Annotated in this window: 14 protein-coding genes; 8 read left to right on the forward strand and 6 right to left on the reverse strand. The window is 50.0% G+C overall.

The window, feature by feature from the left end:
- Positions 1 to 49 precede the first annotated feature (49 nt).
- Positions 50 to 967: a LysR family transcriptional regulator gene (locus HFD87_RS08225; RefSeq protein ID WP_010259086.1), complete on the reverse strand. Its 918-nt coding sequence runs from the start codon at positions 965 to 967 to the stop codon at positions 50 to 52.
- Between the two features lie 130 nt (positions 968 to 1,097).
- Between HFD87_RS08225 and HFD87_RS08230 the strand changes: the two genes are divergently transcribed.
- The 3 genes from HFD87_RS08230 to HFD87_RS08240 are packed head-to-tail and all read left to right on the forward strand — an operon-like array spanning position 1,098 to position 3,895.
- Positions 1,098 to 2,495 (forward strand): amidohydrolase family protein, encoded by a 1,398-nt coding sequence (locus HFD87_RS08230; protein WP_010259087.1) that lies wholly within the window; start codon positions 1,098 to 1,100, stop codon positions 2,493 to 2,495.
- A 14-nt stretch (positions 2,496 to 2,509) separates the two neighbouring features.
- Positions 2,510 to 2,977 (forward strand): DMT family transporter, encoded by a 468-nt coding sequence (locus HFD87_RS08235; protein WP_010259088.1) that lies wholly within the window; start codon positions 2,510 to 2,512, stop codon positions 2,975 to 2,977.
- 57 nt (positions 2,978 to 3,034) lie between these two features.
- On the forward strand, positions 3,035 to 3,895 hold the full coding sequence (locus tag HFD87_RS08240; RefSeq protein WP_010259089.1) for an SMP-30/gluconolactonase/LRE family protein: 861 nt from the start codon (positions 3,035 to 3,037) through the stop codon (positions 3,893 to 3,895).
- A gap of 167 nt (positions 3,896 to 4,062) precedes the next feature.
- Here HFD87_RS08240 and HFD87_RS08245 read toward each other — a convergent pair whose 3' ends face one another.
- Together HFD87_RS08245 and HFD87_RS08250 are read right to left on the reverse strand one after the other, a co-directional pair.
- Positions 4,063 to 4,365 carry a putative quinol monooxygenase gene (locus tag HFD87_RS08245; protein ID WP_167423219.1) on the reverse strand — a complete coding sequence of 101 codons (303 nt, stop codon included), beginning with the start codon at positions 4,363 to 4,365 and terminating at the stop codon, positions 4,063 to 4,065.
- A gap of 63 nt (positions 4,366 to 4,428) precedes the next feature.
- Positions 4,429 to 5,445 carry an NADP-dependent oxidoreductase gene (locus HFD87_RS08250; protein WP_167423220.1) on the reverse strand — a complete coding sequence of 339 codons (1,017 nt, stop codon included), beginning with the start codon at positions 5,443 to 5,445 and terminating at the stop codon, positions 4,429 to 4,431.
- Positions 5,446 to 5,534: 89 nt separating this feature from the next.
- Here HFD87_RS08250 and HFD87_RS08255 point away from each other — a divergent pair, with 89 nt between their 5' ends.
- On the forward strand, positions 5,535 to 6,446 hold the full coding sequence (locus tag HFD87_RS08255) for a LysR family transcriptional regulator (RefSeq protein ID WP_029519295.1): 912 nt from the start codon (positions 5,535 to 5,537) through the stop codon (positions 6,444 to 6,446).
- Positions 6,447 to 6,626: 180 nt separating this feature from the next.
- Here HFD87_RS08255 and HFD87_RS08260 read toward each other — a convergent pair whose 3' ends face one another.
- Complete coding sequence (locus HFD87_RS08260; RefSeq protein ID WP_010259093.1) at positions 6,627 to 7,967, reverse strand: MFS transporter; 1,341 nt, start codon at positions 7,965 to 7,967, stop codon at positions 6,627 to 6,629.
- Between the two features lie 477 nt (positions 7,968 to 8,444).
- On the opposite strand from HFD87_RS08260, the gene HFD87_RS08265 reads away from it, so the two are divergent.
- A complete protein-coding gene (locus HFD87_RS08265; protein ID WP_071998027.1) occupies positions 8,445 to 8,915 on the forward strand; it encodes a DUF1203 domain-containing protein in 471 nt (156 codons plus the stop codon).
- Positions 8,916 to 9,068: 153 nt separating this feature from the next.
- On the opposite strand, the gene HFD87_RS08270 is transcribed toward HFD87_RS08265, so the two are convergent.
- A complete protein-coding gene (locus tag HFD87_RS08270; protein WP_159226916.1) occupies positions 9,069 to 9,944 on the reverse strand; it encodes a LysR family transcriptional regulator in 876 nt (291 codons plus the stop codon).
- A gap of 100 nt (positions 9,945 to 10,044) precedes the next feature.
- Between HFD87_RS08270 and HFD87_RS08275 the strand changes: the two genes are divergently transcribed.
- Positions 10,045 to 11,019, forward strand: coding sequence for a nitrilase family protein (locus tag HFD87_RS08275; protein WP_167423221.1), 975 nt, complete (start codon positions 10,045 to 10,047; stop codon positions 11,017 to 11,019).
- Between the two features lie 490 nt (positions 11,020 to 11,509).
- On the opposite strand, the gene HFD87_RS08280 is transcribed toward HFD87_RS08275, so the two are convergent.
- Positions 11,510 to 11,983 carry an Lrp/AsnC family transcriptional regulator gene (locus HFD87_RS08280; RefSeq protein ID WP_122890074.1) on the reverse strand — a complete coding sequence of 158 codons (474 nt, stop codon included), beginning with the start codon at positions 11,981 to 11,983 and terminating at the stop codon, positions 11,510 to 11,512.
- A 472-nt stretch (positions 11,984 to 12,455) separates the two neighbouring features.
- Here HFD87_RS08280 and HFD87_RS08285 point away from each other — a divergent pair, with 472 nt between their 5' ends.
- Positions 12,456 to 13,082 carry a LysE family translocator gene (locus HFD87_RS08285; protein ID WP_022624675.1) on the forward strand — a complete coding sequence of 209 codons (627 nt, stop codon included), beginning with the start codon at positions 12,456 to 12,458 and terminating at the stop codon, positions 13,080 to 13,082.
- Between the two features lie 433 nt (positions 13,083 to 13,515).
- Complete coding sequence (locus HFD87_RS08290; protein ID WP_010670685.1) at positions 13,516 to 14,316, forward strand: SDR family oxidoreductase; 801 nt, start codon at positions 13,516 to 13,518, stop codon at positions 14,314 to 14,316.
- Positions 14,317 to 14,349 lie beyond the last annotated feature (33 nt).

Consider the following 14,349-nt stretch of genomic DNA (forward strand, 5'->3'; position numbering starts at 1 on the left):
TGCTATTAATTGTCGTTCTGAAGCGTTTACCTGTTACCGGAGCCGTCTTTTACCGGGAAGACCGTTTCTCACCTGCTCCTTCGTTGAAAAGTCCGGCAACCCAGTCAGCAAAAGCACGCACGGCAGGAGAGAGAAAACGCTGATGCGGATAGAGCATCGTCACCGGCACGGAGGGTGGCTGCCAGTCCGCCAGAACTTCGATCAGTTTGCCTTGTTGCAGATTCTCCGAAATCACATTCTCAGCAAGCTGTGCCAGCCCAAAACCTTCAAGACACAGTCTGATGTAGAGTCCCGTTTCGTTAACGGCTGCATCCCCCTCAACCTGAACAGAGAAGGGCTCAGTGCCTCGTGTGAAACGCAGTTCATTAGTGCGCCTTACCGAACCGGAAAAGTAATGAATCGCCCGATGCTGCGACAACGCTTCCGGCGTCTCAGGGACACCATACTCCCTGAGATAGTCCGGAGAGGCGCAGGTTACCCAGCGAAACCGGCCAAGCGGACGGGCAACCAGTGTGGAGTCAGTTAATTCCCCGGTTCGGATGACGCAATCCACTCCTTCCTGAACAAGATCGACCTGCCGGTCGCTGACACCAATCATCAGGTAAATATCCGGATAATGCCGGTAAAAGTCTTTCAGATTGGGCATGACGATGAAATGGGCAATTCCACCAGGCATATCAACCCGCAGCCGCCCCTGAGGGCGTCTGATGGATTCAGTCAGGCTGGATTCACTATGTTCAATTAGCGACAGGATCTCCCGGCATTGCGCCAGATACTGCAGGCCTTCAGGAGTAAGGCTGACCCGCCTTGTCGTGCGGTTCAGCAGACGCACCTGCAGGTATTTCTCCAGGTTTTTAATCGTGCTGGTGACGGTGGAAGAAGGCAGCGACAGGGTTTCTGCCGCGCGTACAAAACTCCCGGCTTCAGCAACCCGCGTGAAAACCTGCATAGCCTGAATCCGATCCATCGTCCTGCTCCTGGGTAAAAGTGAGTCTGATTATTCGCTAATTATGAATTATGAAAACGCTTTAAGCATCTTTTTCAGGGTAATTACGTGACGTATCGTTTCCCCATTAATCAGGAAAGAGGCAGGTTTAATGACCGACTACATCAGAAATATTGTTAACAATCAGAATGTCACTTTACAGGCTACGTTGATTCGTGGCGCGACGATACTGAGCATGGACGAGAACGTCGGTAACATTGAGCGTGGCGATATTCTCATCAACGGCTCAACGATTACCGCCGTTGGCCAGAACCTTGATGTACCGGGTGCGCATGTCATTGATGCCACTAACATGATCGCCATGCCGGGAATGGTCGATTCTCATCGTCACGCATGGGAAGGACAGCTGCGCCGCATTAACCCAAACGCTACCTGCCTGGACGACTACAGCAATGCCACACACTTCTCGTTCGCTAAATATTACCGTCCTGCCGATATCTATGTTGGCAACCTGCTGACGGCGCTTGGCGCTATTGACGCGGGCATCACCACGATGATCGATAACTCGCACAACAGCCGAACCGCAGCGCATTCCGATGCCGCCGTCGAGGCCCTGCTTGATACCGGCATTCGTGCCATTCATGCTTCCGGCGCACCGGTAGCTGGCGAATGGGATAAAGCGCACTGGCCGGGAAACTGGCAGCGTCTGCAGGACAAGTATTTCAACGACAACCCTGAAAGCCTGGTCTCTCTCGCCGTCATGGCGCAGCTGGAGCCGGAGTTGTGGGCCGAGGCCCGCAGACTGGGATTGTCGATTGTCACTGAGTTCTTTGGTGCGGAGATGGGAGCTGAACTTAAATCACTGCATCAGCAGGGGCTGCTGGGTCCGGACAATATTTTTAATCACTGCACGGCGCTGCCTGACGAGGGATGGAAAATTCTGCGCGAAGCCGGTGTCCGGGTGAACGTCTGCCCGCGCTCAGATTCGCACTATGGCATCGAAAGCGGAATGTTCGCCATTGAGGCCGCGCAGCGTCATGGCATCAATCCTGGCCTGAGCGTAGACAATGAAACGTCGTACAGCACCGACATGTTTATGGAGATGCGCGTCGCCTTTTACCTGCAGCGCGTGATGGGCATGCATCAGCAGCAGTGCTGCGATTCTGAACATGCGCTGAAAACGCTTCCGGCGGCGCAGCTCCTTAAAGCCGCGACTCTTGATGGCGCGGCCTGTGCAGGGATGCAGGACAAAGTGGGCAGCCTGACGCCAGGCAAACAGGCTGACCTGGTGCTGATTAATACCAGTGATATCAATCTTTACCCGTCCGGCAATGCCTTTGGTACGGTGGTTCATGCCGCCGAGCGCAGCAATATCGACACCGTCATGATCGGCGGACGCATCGTTAAGCAGAACGGTAAGGTGCTGGGCGTGGACAGCACGCGACTGCGGGCGGCGATTGATGAGTCACGTGAGCACCTGTTTGCCGCCTCTGGCTACCAGCCCGACAATTTTGCTGACACCTTCCTGCCGCTGGAGCAGGCAGACTGAAAGGAATGAAAAGCATGATCTATTACGTAATCGCTTTTGCCGCAGGTCTGGGGATCACTCTGCAGACGACCCTGAACAGCCAGCTGGCAAAGGGACTGGGCGGCGACCCGGTCACTGCGGCGCTGTTTTCCTTTACGGCGGGCGCGTTAAGTCTGGGGGTTTACGCGCTGCTGAGGGGAGGATTGATGACATCGCTGGCGGCGATCCCGTCGCAACCCCTCTGGAGTCTGACGGGTGGAATGATAGGCGCATGTGCCCTGTTCAGCTATGTCGTGCTTGCGCCGAAAATCGGGTTTTCAGCTCTGCTCGGGCTGGCGATTGTCGGACAGTTACTTTCCTCGCAGATGATTGACCACTATGGGTTGCTGGGTGCTATGCGGCGACCGGTTTCGTTACTCAGGCTGGGGGGGATGGTTGTCATGCTGATCGGACTTGCCGTCATGCTTTTCGGCGATCGGCTCTCTGCACGTTTTCTGCAGTAACTGCGTTATCCACTTTTGCCATCGTGCAGTTCGACCTTTTATATCCGGAGGATTAACATGTTTTCAATTGCAGCTGAAGTCAGGAATACGCTTGGAGAGTGCCCGCTTTGGTGTGAGAGAACCCGCAGACTCTACTGGACTGACATTGAAGCCAGTGAACTGCTCGCCATAGAAGAAGGCAATGATGCAGTGATGCGCTGGTCGCTGCCTGAACGCCTTGGCTCCTTTGCACTGACCGAAAAGAGTAACATTCTGCTGATGGGATTCGCGTCAGGGCTGGCTTTCTATGATCTCAACAGCAGTTTAATTACCCCAGTGGCCGCTTCACCGGGAGACATCGGGACCCGCATAGGTGATGGACGATGTGACCGTGCCGGTAATTTTGTCTTCGGGACGATGGATGACGGTTATCCCGTTAAAGTCATCGGTAAGTTTCATCGACTCAACGCGGCAACGCTGACTGTTGAGACGCTTGCACTGCCCGATGTCGCTATACCGAACAGCATCTGTTTCAGCCCCGATGGTGGTACGCTCTATTACTGTGACTCGATGCAGGGTCGGATAATGTGCTGTGATTACCCCTTGCTGCAGAACCAGCGCGTGTTCGCCGAAATCGAAGGCAGCGGCGCGCCTGACGGCTCCTGCGTGGATGACATGGGCTATCTATGGAATGCTGAATGGGGAGGAAACCGTGTTGTCCGTTACCGCCCGGTTGGGACCACAGACGCTATTCTGACGTCACCTGGAATCCAGAGCACCTGTCCGACACTCGGCGGTGAGGGTTTTACCCGTCTCTATTGCACCACGGCTACAGTGGGACTCACTGCGCTGTCTGAATATGACGGTGCATTGCTGAAAGCTGAATCTGATGTCAGCCCCGGCTTACCTGAAAATCGCTTTGCGGCACACACAGTTTAACGGTTTTGATTCTGACAGAATTTTGCCAGTTCAGGCTCAAAGAAAATGTCCGCTTCTGGCACAAAGCGGACCATCGTCCAGGCTTATGCCTGCTATGAGCGAAGAGCGATTACTCACAAATCCGAGGCTTGATAATATAGCACTCTCGATTTTAATAAGATTTTTATTTACCCATCCATAAGCCCTCTCTCGTTAAAGGCGTCATATTTGAAGAGTTCCCCCTTCATTTTTCCCTGCCATCGGTTTATAAACTCTACCGTGTCGGTTTTTATAAGATGGGCATTGAGCGCGTCCTGATCCACCCATCGTTCTGATATAAGCAATCTTCCGGTCTGATAGTCCTCCACGGCAGCGTTATATGAAAGGTTTCCATCACGTTGTCGAACGGCATTCGCCAATAACTTAAGTTCTCCCATAAATTGTTCCAGGACAGAAGGATCAATGTACATATAACCGGAAATGATAAGCATCTTATTTTTCCTTTAACTGACTACTACTCGCCCTCAGAAAATGGCTGATCAGGTATGGGGTAATCAGAAGTTAGTCAGCACAATTTTGCCCTGGATACTTCCTGACGAAGCGCGCTGATGTGCGGCTGATGCCATGGCTAACGGATAGGTGCTGTCAATCACGACGTTGATAATGCCTTTTTCCAGTAAAAGCCCCGCTTCGGATAGCTGCAGACCACTTGAACGCACTTGCGTTGTTGACACAGTAATCCCTTTTTGAGCGGCCTCAGTCTGCCCGGTAAAACTCAAAGGATTCACCAGAAATAGTGCTCCGCCCTGTCTGATGCAGCTTAAAAAGCGCTCTATATGCTTTCCGCCAACAGCATCAATAACCAGATCGACGTTTTTCACTACATTCTCAGCGGCTACTTTGGTGTAGTCGATAAAATCATCTGCGCCCAGTTCGCGCATAAGCACTTCATGACGGGAAGAAGCGACGGCAATGACTCTCGCACCCTTCCACTTCGCGATCTGAACAGCAATGTGCCCTACGCCACCTCCTGCACCGTTAACCATCACCGTCTGGCCTTCAAGCAGAACCGGTTTATGGTTGAAAGATTGAAACGGATTGGGCGCATCATGGCCGACGTCGACAAGAAATTGCCACGCGGTGAGCAGTGACATCGGGGCACCCGCTGCCTGGATATGGTCTATTCCCTGAGGTTTTAACGCCACCTCTGATGCAGGAACGCTTACATAGTCGGCATAAGCTCCACTACCGGCCATTACCCCATCAGGAAAACGCACCATTGAATAGACTTCATCTCCGGTGCTGAATGCGGAAACATTTTCGCCCACGGCTTCGATAACACCTGAAACATCCGTTCCCAGGATTAAGGGAAAGTGGGGTTCGGGCCGCCACTCAGCCGGAAGCGGCCGATAACCATCACGCAGATACAAGTCTGGTGGGTTCAGACTTGCGGCATGCACGCGCACAAGGACTTCGTCAGCCCCGATAGTTGGGCGGGGTGCATCTTCATACCTGAGATTCTCCGGGCCACCAAACGCATGTAGCTGTACTGCTTTCATCATTTCAGTCATGGTAATTTCACTCCAACACAGATTCAGGTGCCAGAATATGACCAATTGTGATGATTGATAATGGGGCTGTATTTCGCTTTAATATTGCCATGAAGGAACAAATAATCTTTGAAAGACTGACAGGTCTGATTGCATTCGCTCGTGCGGGATCGCTCGGCAGCTTTACCGCTGCCGCTCGCTCGCTGGCAGTATCCCCTTCCGCGATAAGTAAAAGTATCCAGAGACTGGAGCAGCGTCTTGGCATCACATTGTTCACCCGAACCACCCGTTCGCTGGTGCTGACTGCTGAGGGTCGTGAACTGCACGAGCGCACGCTGCAGTTATTACGCGATGCGGAGGAGCTTGAGCAGGTCGCCATGCGATCGCGAGAGGAGCCAGCGGGAACATTACGCATTGCGGCATCGTTTCCGATTGGTGTTCATGTGATCGCGCCTCTCCTTCCGCAATTCTGTGCACTTCATCCTAAAGTGACAATCGACTTAAAGCTGAGTGATCGCATAATAAGCATTGTTGACGAGAGTATTGATATAGCCATTCGGATCGGCGACCTCGCAGATTCAAATCTTCTGTCGCGTCGCCTGTCGCCCTATCAGATAGGTTGTTATGCTTCGCCAGATTATTTGACCCGATGCCCGGAACCCGAACACCCCAATGATCTTATCGGGCATAAAACGGTTAATTTGCGATATCAAAATACGGGGCAGATTTTTCGCTGGCCGTTCCGGGTTGGCGAGCGGGAGATTGAAATTGTGCCATCATCTGCTGTCATCGTCGATGCAAGCGAGGCCGTTATCGCGGCTGTGGCGGCCGGTGCCGGAATAGGCATGGTGTCGAGTTTTATGGCTGCTTCCTGGGTTAAGCGCGGGGAGTTAGTGCCCCTTCTCACTGATTTTTCAGTAGAGCGGCATAATATTTCTGCGGTATGGCATGCGAGCAGGCGTTCAAATCCTGCTGTACGCGCCTTTATTGATCTCATGCTTAACAGTTCTGAACGCTCTTAAACTGGGTATTGTCAGTAAATCCCCAAAGGTAAGTTCTTTCCGCATCTGACACATAACAGACATCAACAACCAGCAGACTGATTCAGTTAATGACAGGATGTGGAATTTTTATATGGCAGAGATAAAGCCGGAAGAACCCGCCTGCAGAGGCGCTGCTAAGCGTCTGCAGGCGGGATTACTTTATTTACTGACTGACGAAGCGCTATTTTCAACGTCGATGGTTAACTCTTTTTTGCGGCCCATGACCAGCACGGCAATGCCCCCGATGCCACAGAGGATAGCCAGTGGCACCATAGCCAGCGTATGGCTGCCGGTCGCCTGATTGATAATGCCATAAACGTTGACCATCACCCCACCGCCGATCAGGTTCGCCATCGCACCGATAGCCGCCAGACCCGCTGCGGCCGTTGTGGATGACATCCATCCCGATGCCAGCGCCCAGAAAGGTCCTTTCATTGAGTAGGCCCCGATTAATACCAGCGACAGGATCACCACACTGCCGGTCAGACTATTGGTGATAAAGGCTGACAGCAGGCCACCTGCAATTAAGAACAGCGTTAACGCAGTGTGCCAGCGACGCTCTCCGCTGCGGTCAGAACTTCTGCCCCAAATAATCATCAGAATGGAGGCCAGGCCGTAGGGAATCGCATTGACTAAACCGGTGGTAAAGTTATCCAGTCCAAACGATTTAAGCAGTTGCGGAGACCACACGCTCAGCGTTGAGCCCGCCGCAGACGCGCCTGCATAAATCAGCGCCATCACCCAGATATGTTTGTGACGCAGCAACTGCCACAAAGAGATATGACCTATCGCCTTCTTCTTCGCATTTTCGGCTTCGAGTGTGCTGTTCAGCCACGCTTTTTGTTCCTGATTTAACCAGCTGGCATTAGTGGGACGATTGCTCAGTAAAAAGAAGGCTGCAATTCCCAGAATGACCGCCGGAATACCTTCCAGGATAAATAACCAGTGCCAGCCACGCATACCGTACCAGCCATCCAGTGACAAAATCAGACCAGAAATGGGCGATCCAATAAAGTTTGCCGCAGGAATGGCCACCATAAAGGTAGCAATCACGCGTGCACGGTACTTTCCGGGGATCCAGTAAGTCAGATAAAGAATGACGCCAGGGAAAAATCCGGCCTCAGCGGCACCCAGTAAAAAGCGTAATATATAGAGTGTATTGGCACTTTCAACAAAGGCGGTACAGACAGAGATGATACCCCACGACACCATGATGCGAGAGATCCAAATCTTTGCGCCAATTTTCTGCATGGCCAGATTGCTGGGTACTTCAAACAGGAAGTAACCGACAAAAAACAGACTGCTCGCAAAACCAAATACCGCTTTCGACAACCCTAAATCTTCGTTCATCTGCAACGAAGCCATCCCAATGTTGCCGCGATCGATAATGGCAATCAGATAACAAACAATCAGGAAGGGCAAAATGCGCCAGACCACCTTTTTAACGGTCTGCTGCTCAATATCGGCAGAGAAAGTCGGGATGTGCTGTTTTTCAGACATGATGATCCTCACAATTTTGTCATCGCTTTACGTGCAATCCGCAAAGCGCTTTGTTTTACTCTGTAAAACTGTAATGTACTGAGTAAAACCATTATCACGATAAAAATTCTTTCCCGCCGGAAGATGTAATGAGGTTGTGTTATTTGTCACAAAAAAGTATTCGTCAACCTTAGTTTATGTGACGAGTATGTCGTTACCGGGTGGAGTTCAGCGATCTTTTTAATAAAGTGACGACAGGAGAACGGGAAAGAGTGAGGGGGAACAGAGTAATTTGAGTGCAGCGGTCGGGAAGTAAGGCCTTAGCACTTGTGTGAAGGTATCAGCCAGCGTCTGAGAAGTTTGCAACTGATGAAGCACTCGCCTGCCACTGTCGAACGGCCACTTCATAAAATTCCCTGACCGAAAACGGCGAGTTTCTCCTCACAGTATTCGATAACGTCATTATTCGCGGTGTTACGATGAAAAGAGAGGGATGCTATGAAATATAAAATTTCTGGCCTGAACGCCGGGCAATTTGCTCATCTTTTTGGACAGAGCGATGAATATCTGAGAAAACACCATGCAGTACGACAAACGGTAGAATGCTATCCGGGTTATCCCGACAGAATCTCATTGTGCGATATCCCCGTTGGCGAAAGCGCCCTCCTGATTAATCACATCTATCAGCCTGCCGACACGCCCTATTTTGGTACTCATGCAATCTATATATGGGAGGGATGCACCCGGCAAGGCATTTACATCAATGAATTACCTGAAGTCCTGCTAAGCAGAACGCTGTCATTAAGGGCCTATGACGGAAAGCATTTTTTAAAAGAGGCGGATATAGCTGAGGGGAAACTTGCCGAAGATCTCATCGGCCATTTTTTTGCCGATCCGCAGATTAGTTATATCCAGATACATAATGCGAAACGGGGATGCTATTCCTGCTGTGCAGAACGTTTTGAATGACGGTTTGTATTGAGAAGCCCTATCCGCAACAGGAAATTATTCGTCGCCAGGGTCGCTTTCGTATCATGACCCTGTTCTGAAGAGGGTGCTAAGAATTATGTCAGTAATCCTGCCCTTTCCAATATGGCAAAAGGAGTGCCTGCTTCTGGAAGGTCAGACGTCATGAAGCGCGATACCCTTTTTTATACCGGCAATAAAATTATCACGGATTATATCCTCGTGGTTCGCGTTCCAGGCAATGCCAACTTTCCAGCTTATTGACTCACCTGTTAACGGAATAATAACCAGCTCCGGCGGTGCAATATGCATAACACTGTATGGCACAAGGGCAACACCCGTGCCCGCGATGACCAGCGCGACAATAGTTTGTATATCATCACTCAATTGAGTGGATGATATAAAAAGCGCGTTGTCATGAAGAAAGCGGTCAATTTGCGCATTTAAACCCCGTCCTCGCTTGGCATGAAGTCGCAATAGAGGGCGTTTCTTCAGCCAGTCAGCAGCAGGCAATGACGGTGAACTTGCAGGCGCAATCAAAACCAATCGATCGGTAAACAATGGCAGGTAATCCAGCGCTACGGGAGGCGGAACTCTGACAAAACCGATCTGGAGCTCATCATTTTGCAAAAGTTCGTACTGCTGGAAGGAAGGAAGATCTGTCAATGACATCTCTATCCCCGGACACTCCAGACGAAATTCTGCCATACAGCGTGGTGCAAGATAAAAACTTGAGAGACCGAACCCCACGGCTAAATGCCCTTCAATCCCTTTTGAAACCCGCTCTGCATGATGCATAAATAATCGGGATTGCCTGACCACTTTTTCAGCCTCTGGCAGCAGACGCCTGCCACCGCCCGTGAGTGTGGCTCCATGACGCCCCCGCGTAAAAAGTGACGTTTCCACCAGGGACTCAAGGAGATTAATCTGCTTGGTCAATGCAGGTTGCGAAATAAACAACGCCCGTGCCGCGTCGGCATAATTTCTTTTTTCAGCCAGCATCAAAAAGGCCTTAAGCAAGCGGATGTTCATTTTTACATTCCAAAAGGTTATCGAAACCGGAAATTTTTTGATTATACAGTTATCAGCAATGGTTATGTAATTCAGTTTCGATTACTACCGGAGAAGTACTATGAGCAACCATACATCCTTAAAAGCTGCCACCGTGCAATTTCAGCATCAGGCAAATAACAAAAATTATAATCTGCTGATAATGGAGAAATTTATTGAACAGGCAGCGATTGAGCAGGTAAACATCCTCACTTTCCCGGAAATGTGTATTACTGGCTACTGGCATGTACCCAAACTCAACTCGGCTGAGGTAGCTGCTCTCGCCGAGCCGATCGAGGGGAGTCCTTCCCTTACATTGATTCGTTCCCTGGCGATGAAACATCAAATGCTGATTGGCGCCGGGCTTATCGAAAGAGCCGATGATGGCCGCCTCTATAATGCGTATGTTGCCTGTATGCCCGACGGCTCAATGCACACTCATCGCAAACTCCACGCTTTTGAACATGCGTCAATCAGCAGCGGTGACCGCTTTACCGTTTTTGAAACGCCCTGGGGAGTAAAAGTAGGTATCCTCATTTGCTGGGACAATAATCTGGTAGAAAATGTGCGTGCAACGGCATTGCTGGGTGCAGATATTCTTCTCGCGCCACATCAGACAGGCGGTACCGATTCCCGCAGTCCTTATGCGATGAAACCCATTCCGATGACGCTCTGGGCGGAGCGGGAAACGCGAAGGGAGGAAATTACTGCTGCATTCAAAGGGGCAAATGGTCGGGAATGGCTGATGAGATGGCTTCCCGCTCGTGCGCATGACAACGGATTATTTATTCTCTTCAGTAACGGCGTAGGTGCAGATGATGATGAGGTGCGCACAGGTAATGCAATGATCCTGGATCCTTATGGAAGAATCATTAATGAAACCTGGGCAGCGGAAGATTTTATGGTGAGCGCTGACCTTGATTTGAGTCTGCTTGCAATGAGTACCGGACGTCGCTGGATCCATGGTCGCCGTCCTGATTTATACCATATTCTGACACAACCGCAGGGCTACGAACGTGATGCGATTAGCGCCCGATTTTCTGATGAGACGCCTTAAATAGGCTCGGCGACTGAAATCATCCAGTCGCGAGAAAGAATGTCAGGGCGCGGCATCGTGAAAACCCCGCCCTGACATTAAAGCTTAAACTACGCCGGCAAATCCCGGTACAACGGTTATCGTCACGGTAAAGCATGGACTTTATGGCTGGAGGAAGATTGATGGCATAATTTCATGTAAATAAGCGTCTCTTTTAAGCTGACAGAGCCTGAAGATAAGCTATGAATTAAAGTTTAAGCTGCTGGCTGCTCCGGTTTGAAAGGCACTATTGGTCGTTATCAACAATCAAGTCATCACAAATACTCGTGTTGTTAAAGCAGAAAAATGAGGAGAGTCAGCACGCTCGCTAACGCTATGCCACTATTAACTTGTGTAAGATCATGCCGGATATCAGTTTTGTGCTCTGAATAACGCAGGTAGCATTCCTGATCATTAAATCCGCTCTATGCGGAATTGATAATCAGTCACTGGGCATCACGGCAGCGATAAACTACTCAGAGATTTTCTTAATAGGATAACTAACGAGTGGTTTGATCTCTTTAAGCACAAACATACTCTGCATTTCTTTAATTCCTGGCAATCTGCGTACCACTGACATTGCAAAATCAGCATAGGAGTCCAGATCTGAAGCCACAACCTGTAGCAGAAAGTCAGCATCCCCACCGATGCTATAACAGGCAACCACATCCTCCAGGGCAGTCACTTCCTCTTCAAATTTTCTGGCCTCCGCTTCGCTATGGCTGTCAATGACGACCCGAATGAAAACCATTACTCCCAGCCCAATTTTCTTGCGGTCAATAACAGCACGATAGCCCTGAATCACTTTATCTTCCTCGAGCTTACGAACTTTGCGCCAGCAGGGAGATGCTGAAATATTTATCTTCTCCGCCAGTACCTGGTTAGTTACCCGGGCATCGTCCTGTAAAATTTCGAGAATTTTCATATCTGTCGAGCTAAGCGCCATAAGGGGAAATTCCTTTCTTTGTGGAAGCAGTTTAAGGTTACTTTTACCTAAAAACAGGCATTAAGTAAATAATACAGGTAACAATTTTCCGCTTTCCTGCTGCATAATATATTTACTTTTCCAGGCTGTTATTACAAACAACATAAGGGAAAACTTAACCCTGATTTAATGCATATTGTCCAATTTAATTTAAAGAATGCCGGGAGCTGATCATCTCTTGAAGAGAGGATCGGATAGAGCACTGCGCGCACATGAAAATTAAACTTGTCATCTGCGTAGTTAAATTAATGCAGCAATATCCGCTTTGGAATAATCTAACCTCCAATTTCAACGTTAAACCAACTGATAAAAAGGATGCATATCTTTAACCCTTAATTAAGATTTTTATATGACAACCATCGCTCAGAACCAGGCATTTTTGAACAACTAACTCTGTTCCCTTTTACCGAAGTGCATTTCAACAGGAATAACTATGTCAGGAACTACTGAAATACTATCTTATATTGCTGCACTCGGTTTAGCTGCTGCAATTCCGGGTCCGGGGATGACTGCATTAGTCGCTCGCAGCGTGAGTGGGGGCGCAATAACAGGCTTTACGATGCTGGCCGGTCTCATTCTCGGAGATTTGATTTATTTATCTGTGGCGGTATTTGGTCTGGCGGTGATCGCTCATACCTATACCTCTCTCTTTACACTGATTAACTGGGCTGCCTCACTCTTTCTATGCCTGCTGGCATGGCAGTTCTGGTGCCACCAGCCTCAGGCAATAAATATCGATCAAAAAGCGACAAAACGAGAACTGGCATCAGCCTGGTTTTCAGGACTGACCATAACGCTGGGAAACCCTAAAACCATCGCTTTCTATCTGGCTATACTGCCTCTGGTTATCTCTCTCGATAATGTATCTTTTCAGATGTGGGGAGGACTGCTTGTTCCGCTTACCGTGTTAGTCCTTTTGAGTGTGGGAGCCGTTTTTATTTTTGCAGCCCTCAGGATACGCCACCTCCTGACCAGCGCTAAAGCGCAACGACTCCTTTTCCGTTCAGCCGGTACCATCATGATGCTGGCCGCGGCTGGAATGGTGGTAAAGACTCTTTAGCTTTCATTACCACCTCCTCTGCCTCAGGAAAATGGGGCCGGTCTCGTGGTCTCGATAGAAAATGATCAAGCTCTGGCCTGGTTATCAGGCAATAAGCAATAAATAGTAAAAGGGATTCCAGCCAGAAAAGCCTGAGCGTCAAAAGCAGCTATCTTCTGATAGCTGCTTTTTTGCCTTTCAGATATCCCATTTTTTACTGCTTATGTTCCTGCTTCAACGTTTCCTGGCTATCCACCAGGACCGCATTAGCGGCTAACCCTGTACTTCACATCTATAATTCAGTGACTCAGGCCCATGCGCCCGATCCGGCTAGCCGATTAATCAGTTTGGGGGTGGCTGGACATCGTAGTGTCAGCTATACATCGATATTCACTCCCCTGATGATGCCGGCCGGATTTAAGACGCTCATCATTTACAGAAATAAGGATGCCTCATGATCTTTTCTCTCAAAAATCAGGTTGCGCTGGTTACCGGTGCCAGCTCGGGTCTCGGCTATGCCTGCGCAGAAGCACTCGCTAAAGAAGGTGCCTGTGTAGTGATTAACTACCATAGCCAGGCGGAACCGGCCGAGGAGCTGGCTGAGAAAATCCGCGCCGATGGAGGCCGTGCAATTGCTGTAAAAGGAGACGTGTCTAAAGAGGCGGATGTAGAGAATCTTTTTGACCAGACGATCAGGGAATTTGGCAGGCTGGATATCCTGGTGGCGAACTCAGGACTGCAGAAAGATGCCCCGTCCATTGAGATGACGCTAGAGGACTGGAATACCGTTCTGGACGTGAACCTGACTGGCCAGTTCCTCTGCGCGCGTGCTGCGCTGCGGCAGTTCAAGCGTCAGGAGCATCGCAAGGACATCAGCAAAGCTGTCGGTAAGATTATTCATATGAGCTCGGTTCACCAGCTCATTCCCTGGGCCGGACACGTCAACTATGCCGCATCAAAAGGCGGCGTTGACATGCTGATGAAAAGTCTGGCTCAGGAAGTGGGTGAAGAACGTATTCGTGTCAATGCAGTGGCACCCGGCGCTATCGCTACCGCTATCAACGAGGAAAGCACCCAGGGTGAAGCGGGCAAAGCGCTGTTAAAGCTCATCCCTTACGGGCGTATCGGTGCGGCTGAAGATGTGGCGAATGCCGTCGTCTGGCTTGCCAGTGATCTCTCTGATTACGTTCATGGCACCACGCTTTTTATCGATGGTGGAATGAGCCTTTATCCCGGATTCCGCGACAACGGCTGAGTGATGCGTCACTGTCCCAGGTGGATGGCCGAC

The organism is Pantoea sp. EKM21T, from assembly GCF_011800405.1.
GTDB lineage: Bacteria > Pseudomonadota > Gammaproteobacteria > Enterobacterales > Enterobacteriaceae > Pantoea > Pantoea agglomerans.

Bases quoted from the DNA above. Each gene is read 5' to 3' on its own strand.
- HFD87_RS08225 (WP_010259086.1), bottom strand. From the start codon at position 967: ATGGATCGGATTCAGGCTATGCAGGTTTTCACGCGGGTTGCTGAAGCC.
- HFD87_RS08230 (WP_010259087.1), top strand. From the start codon at position 1,098: ATGACCGACTACATCAGAAATATTGTTAACAATCAGAATGTCACTTTA.
- HFD87_RS08235 (WP_010259088.1), top strand. From the start codon at position 2,510: ATGATCTATTACGTAATCGCTTTTGCCGCAGGTCTGGGGATCACTCTG.
- HFD87_RS08240 (WP_010259089.1), top strand. From the start codon at position 3,035: ATGTTTTCAATTGCAGCTGAAGTCAGGAATACGCTTGGAGAGTGCCCG.
- HFD87_RS08245 (WP_167423219.1), bottom strand. From the start codon at position 4,365: ATGCTTATCATTTCCGGTTATATGTACATTGATCCTTCTGTCCTGGAA.
- HFD87_RS08250 (WP_167423220.1), bottom strand. From the start codon at position 5,445: ATGACTGAAATGATGAAAGCAGTACAGCTACATGCGTTTGGTGGCCCG.
- HFD87_RS08255 (WP_029519295.1), top strand. From the start codon at position 5,535: ATGAAGGAACAAATAATCTTTGAAAGACTGACAGGTCTGATTGCATTC.
- HFD87_RS08260 (WP_010259093.1), bottom strand. From the start codon at position 7,967: ATGTCTGAAAAACAGCACATCCCGACTTTCTCTGCCGATATTGAGCAG.
- HFD87_RS08265 (WP_071998027.1), top strand. From the start codon at position 8,445: ATGAAATATAAAATTTCTGGCCTGAACGCCGGGCAATTTGCTCATCTT.
- HFD87_RS08270 (WP_159226916.1), bottom strand. From the start codon at position 9,944: ATGAACATCCGCTTGCTTAAGGCCTTTTTGATGCTGGCTGAAAAAAGA.
- HFD87_RS08275 (WP_167423221.1), top strand. From the start codon at position 10,045: ATGAGCAACCATACATCCTTAAAAGCTGCCACCGTGCAATTTCAGCAT.
- HFD87_RS08280 (WP_122890074.1), bottom strand. From the start codon at position 11,983: ATGGCGCTTAGCTCGACAGATATGAAAATTCTCGAAATTTTACAGGAC.
- HFD87_RS08285 (WP_022624675.1), top strand. From the start codon at position 12,456: ATGTCAGGAACTACTGAAATACTATCTTATATTGCTGCACTCGGTTTA.
- HFD87_RS08290 (WP_010670685.1), top strand. From the start codon at position 13,516: ATGATCTTTTCTCTCAAAAATCAGGTTGCGCTGGTTACCGGTGCCAGC.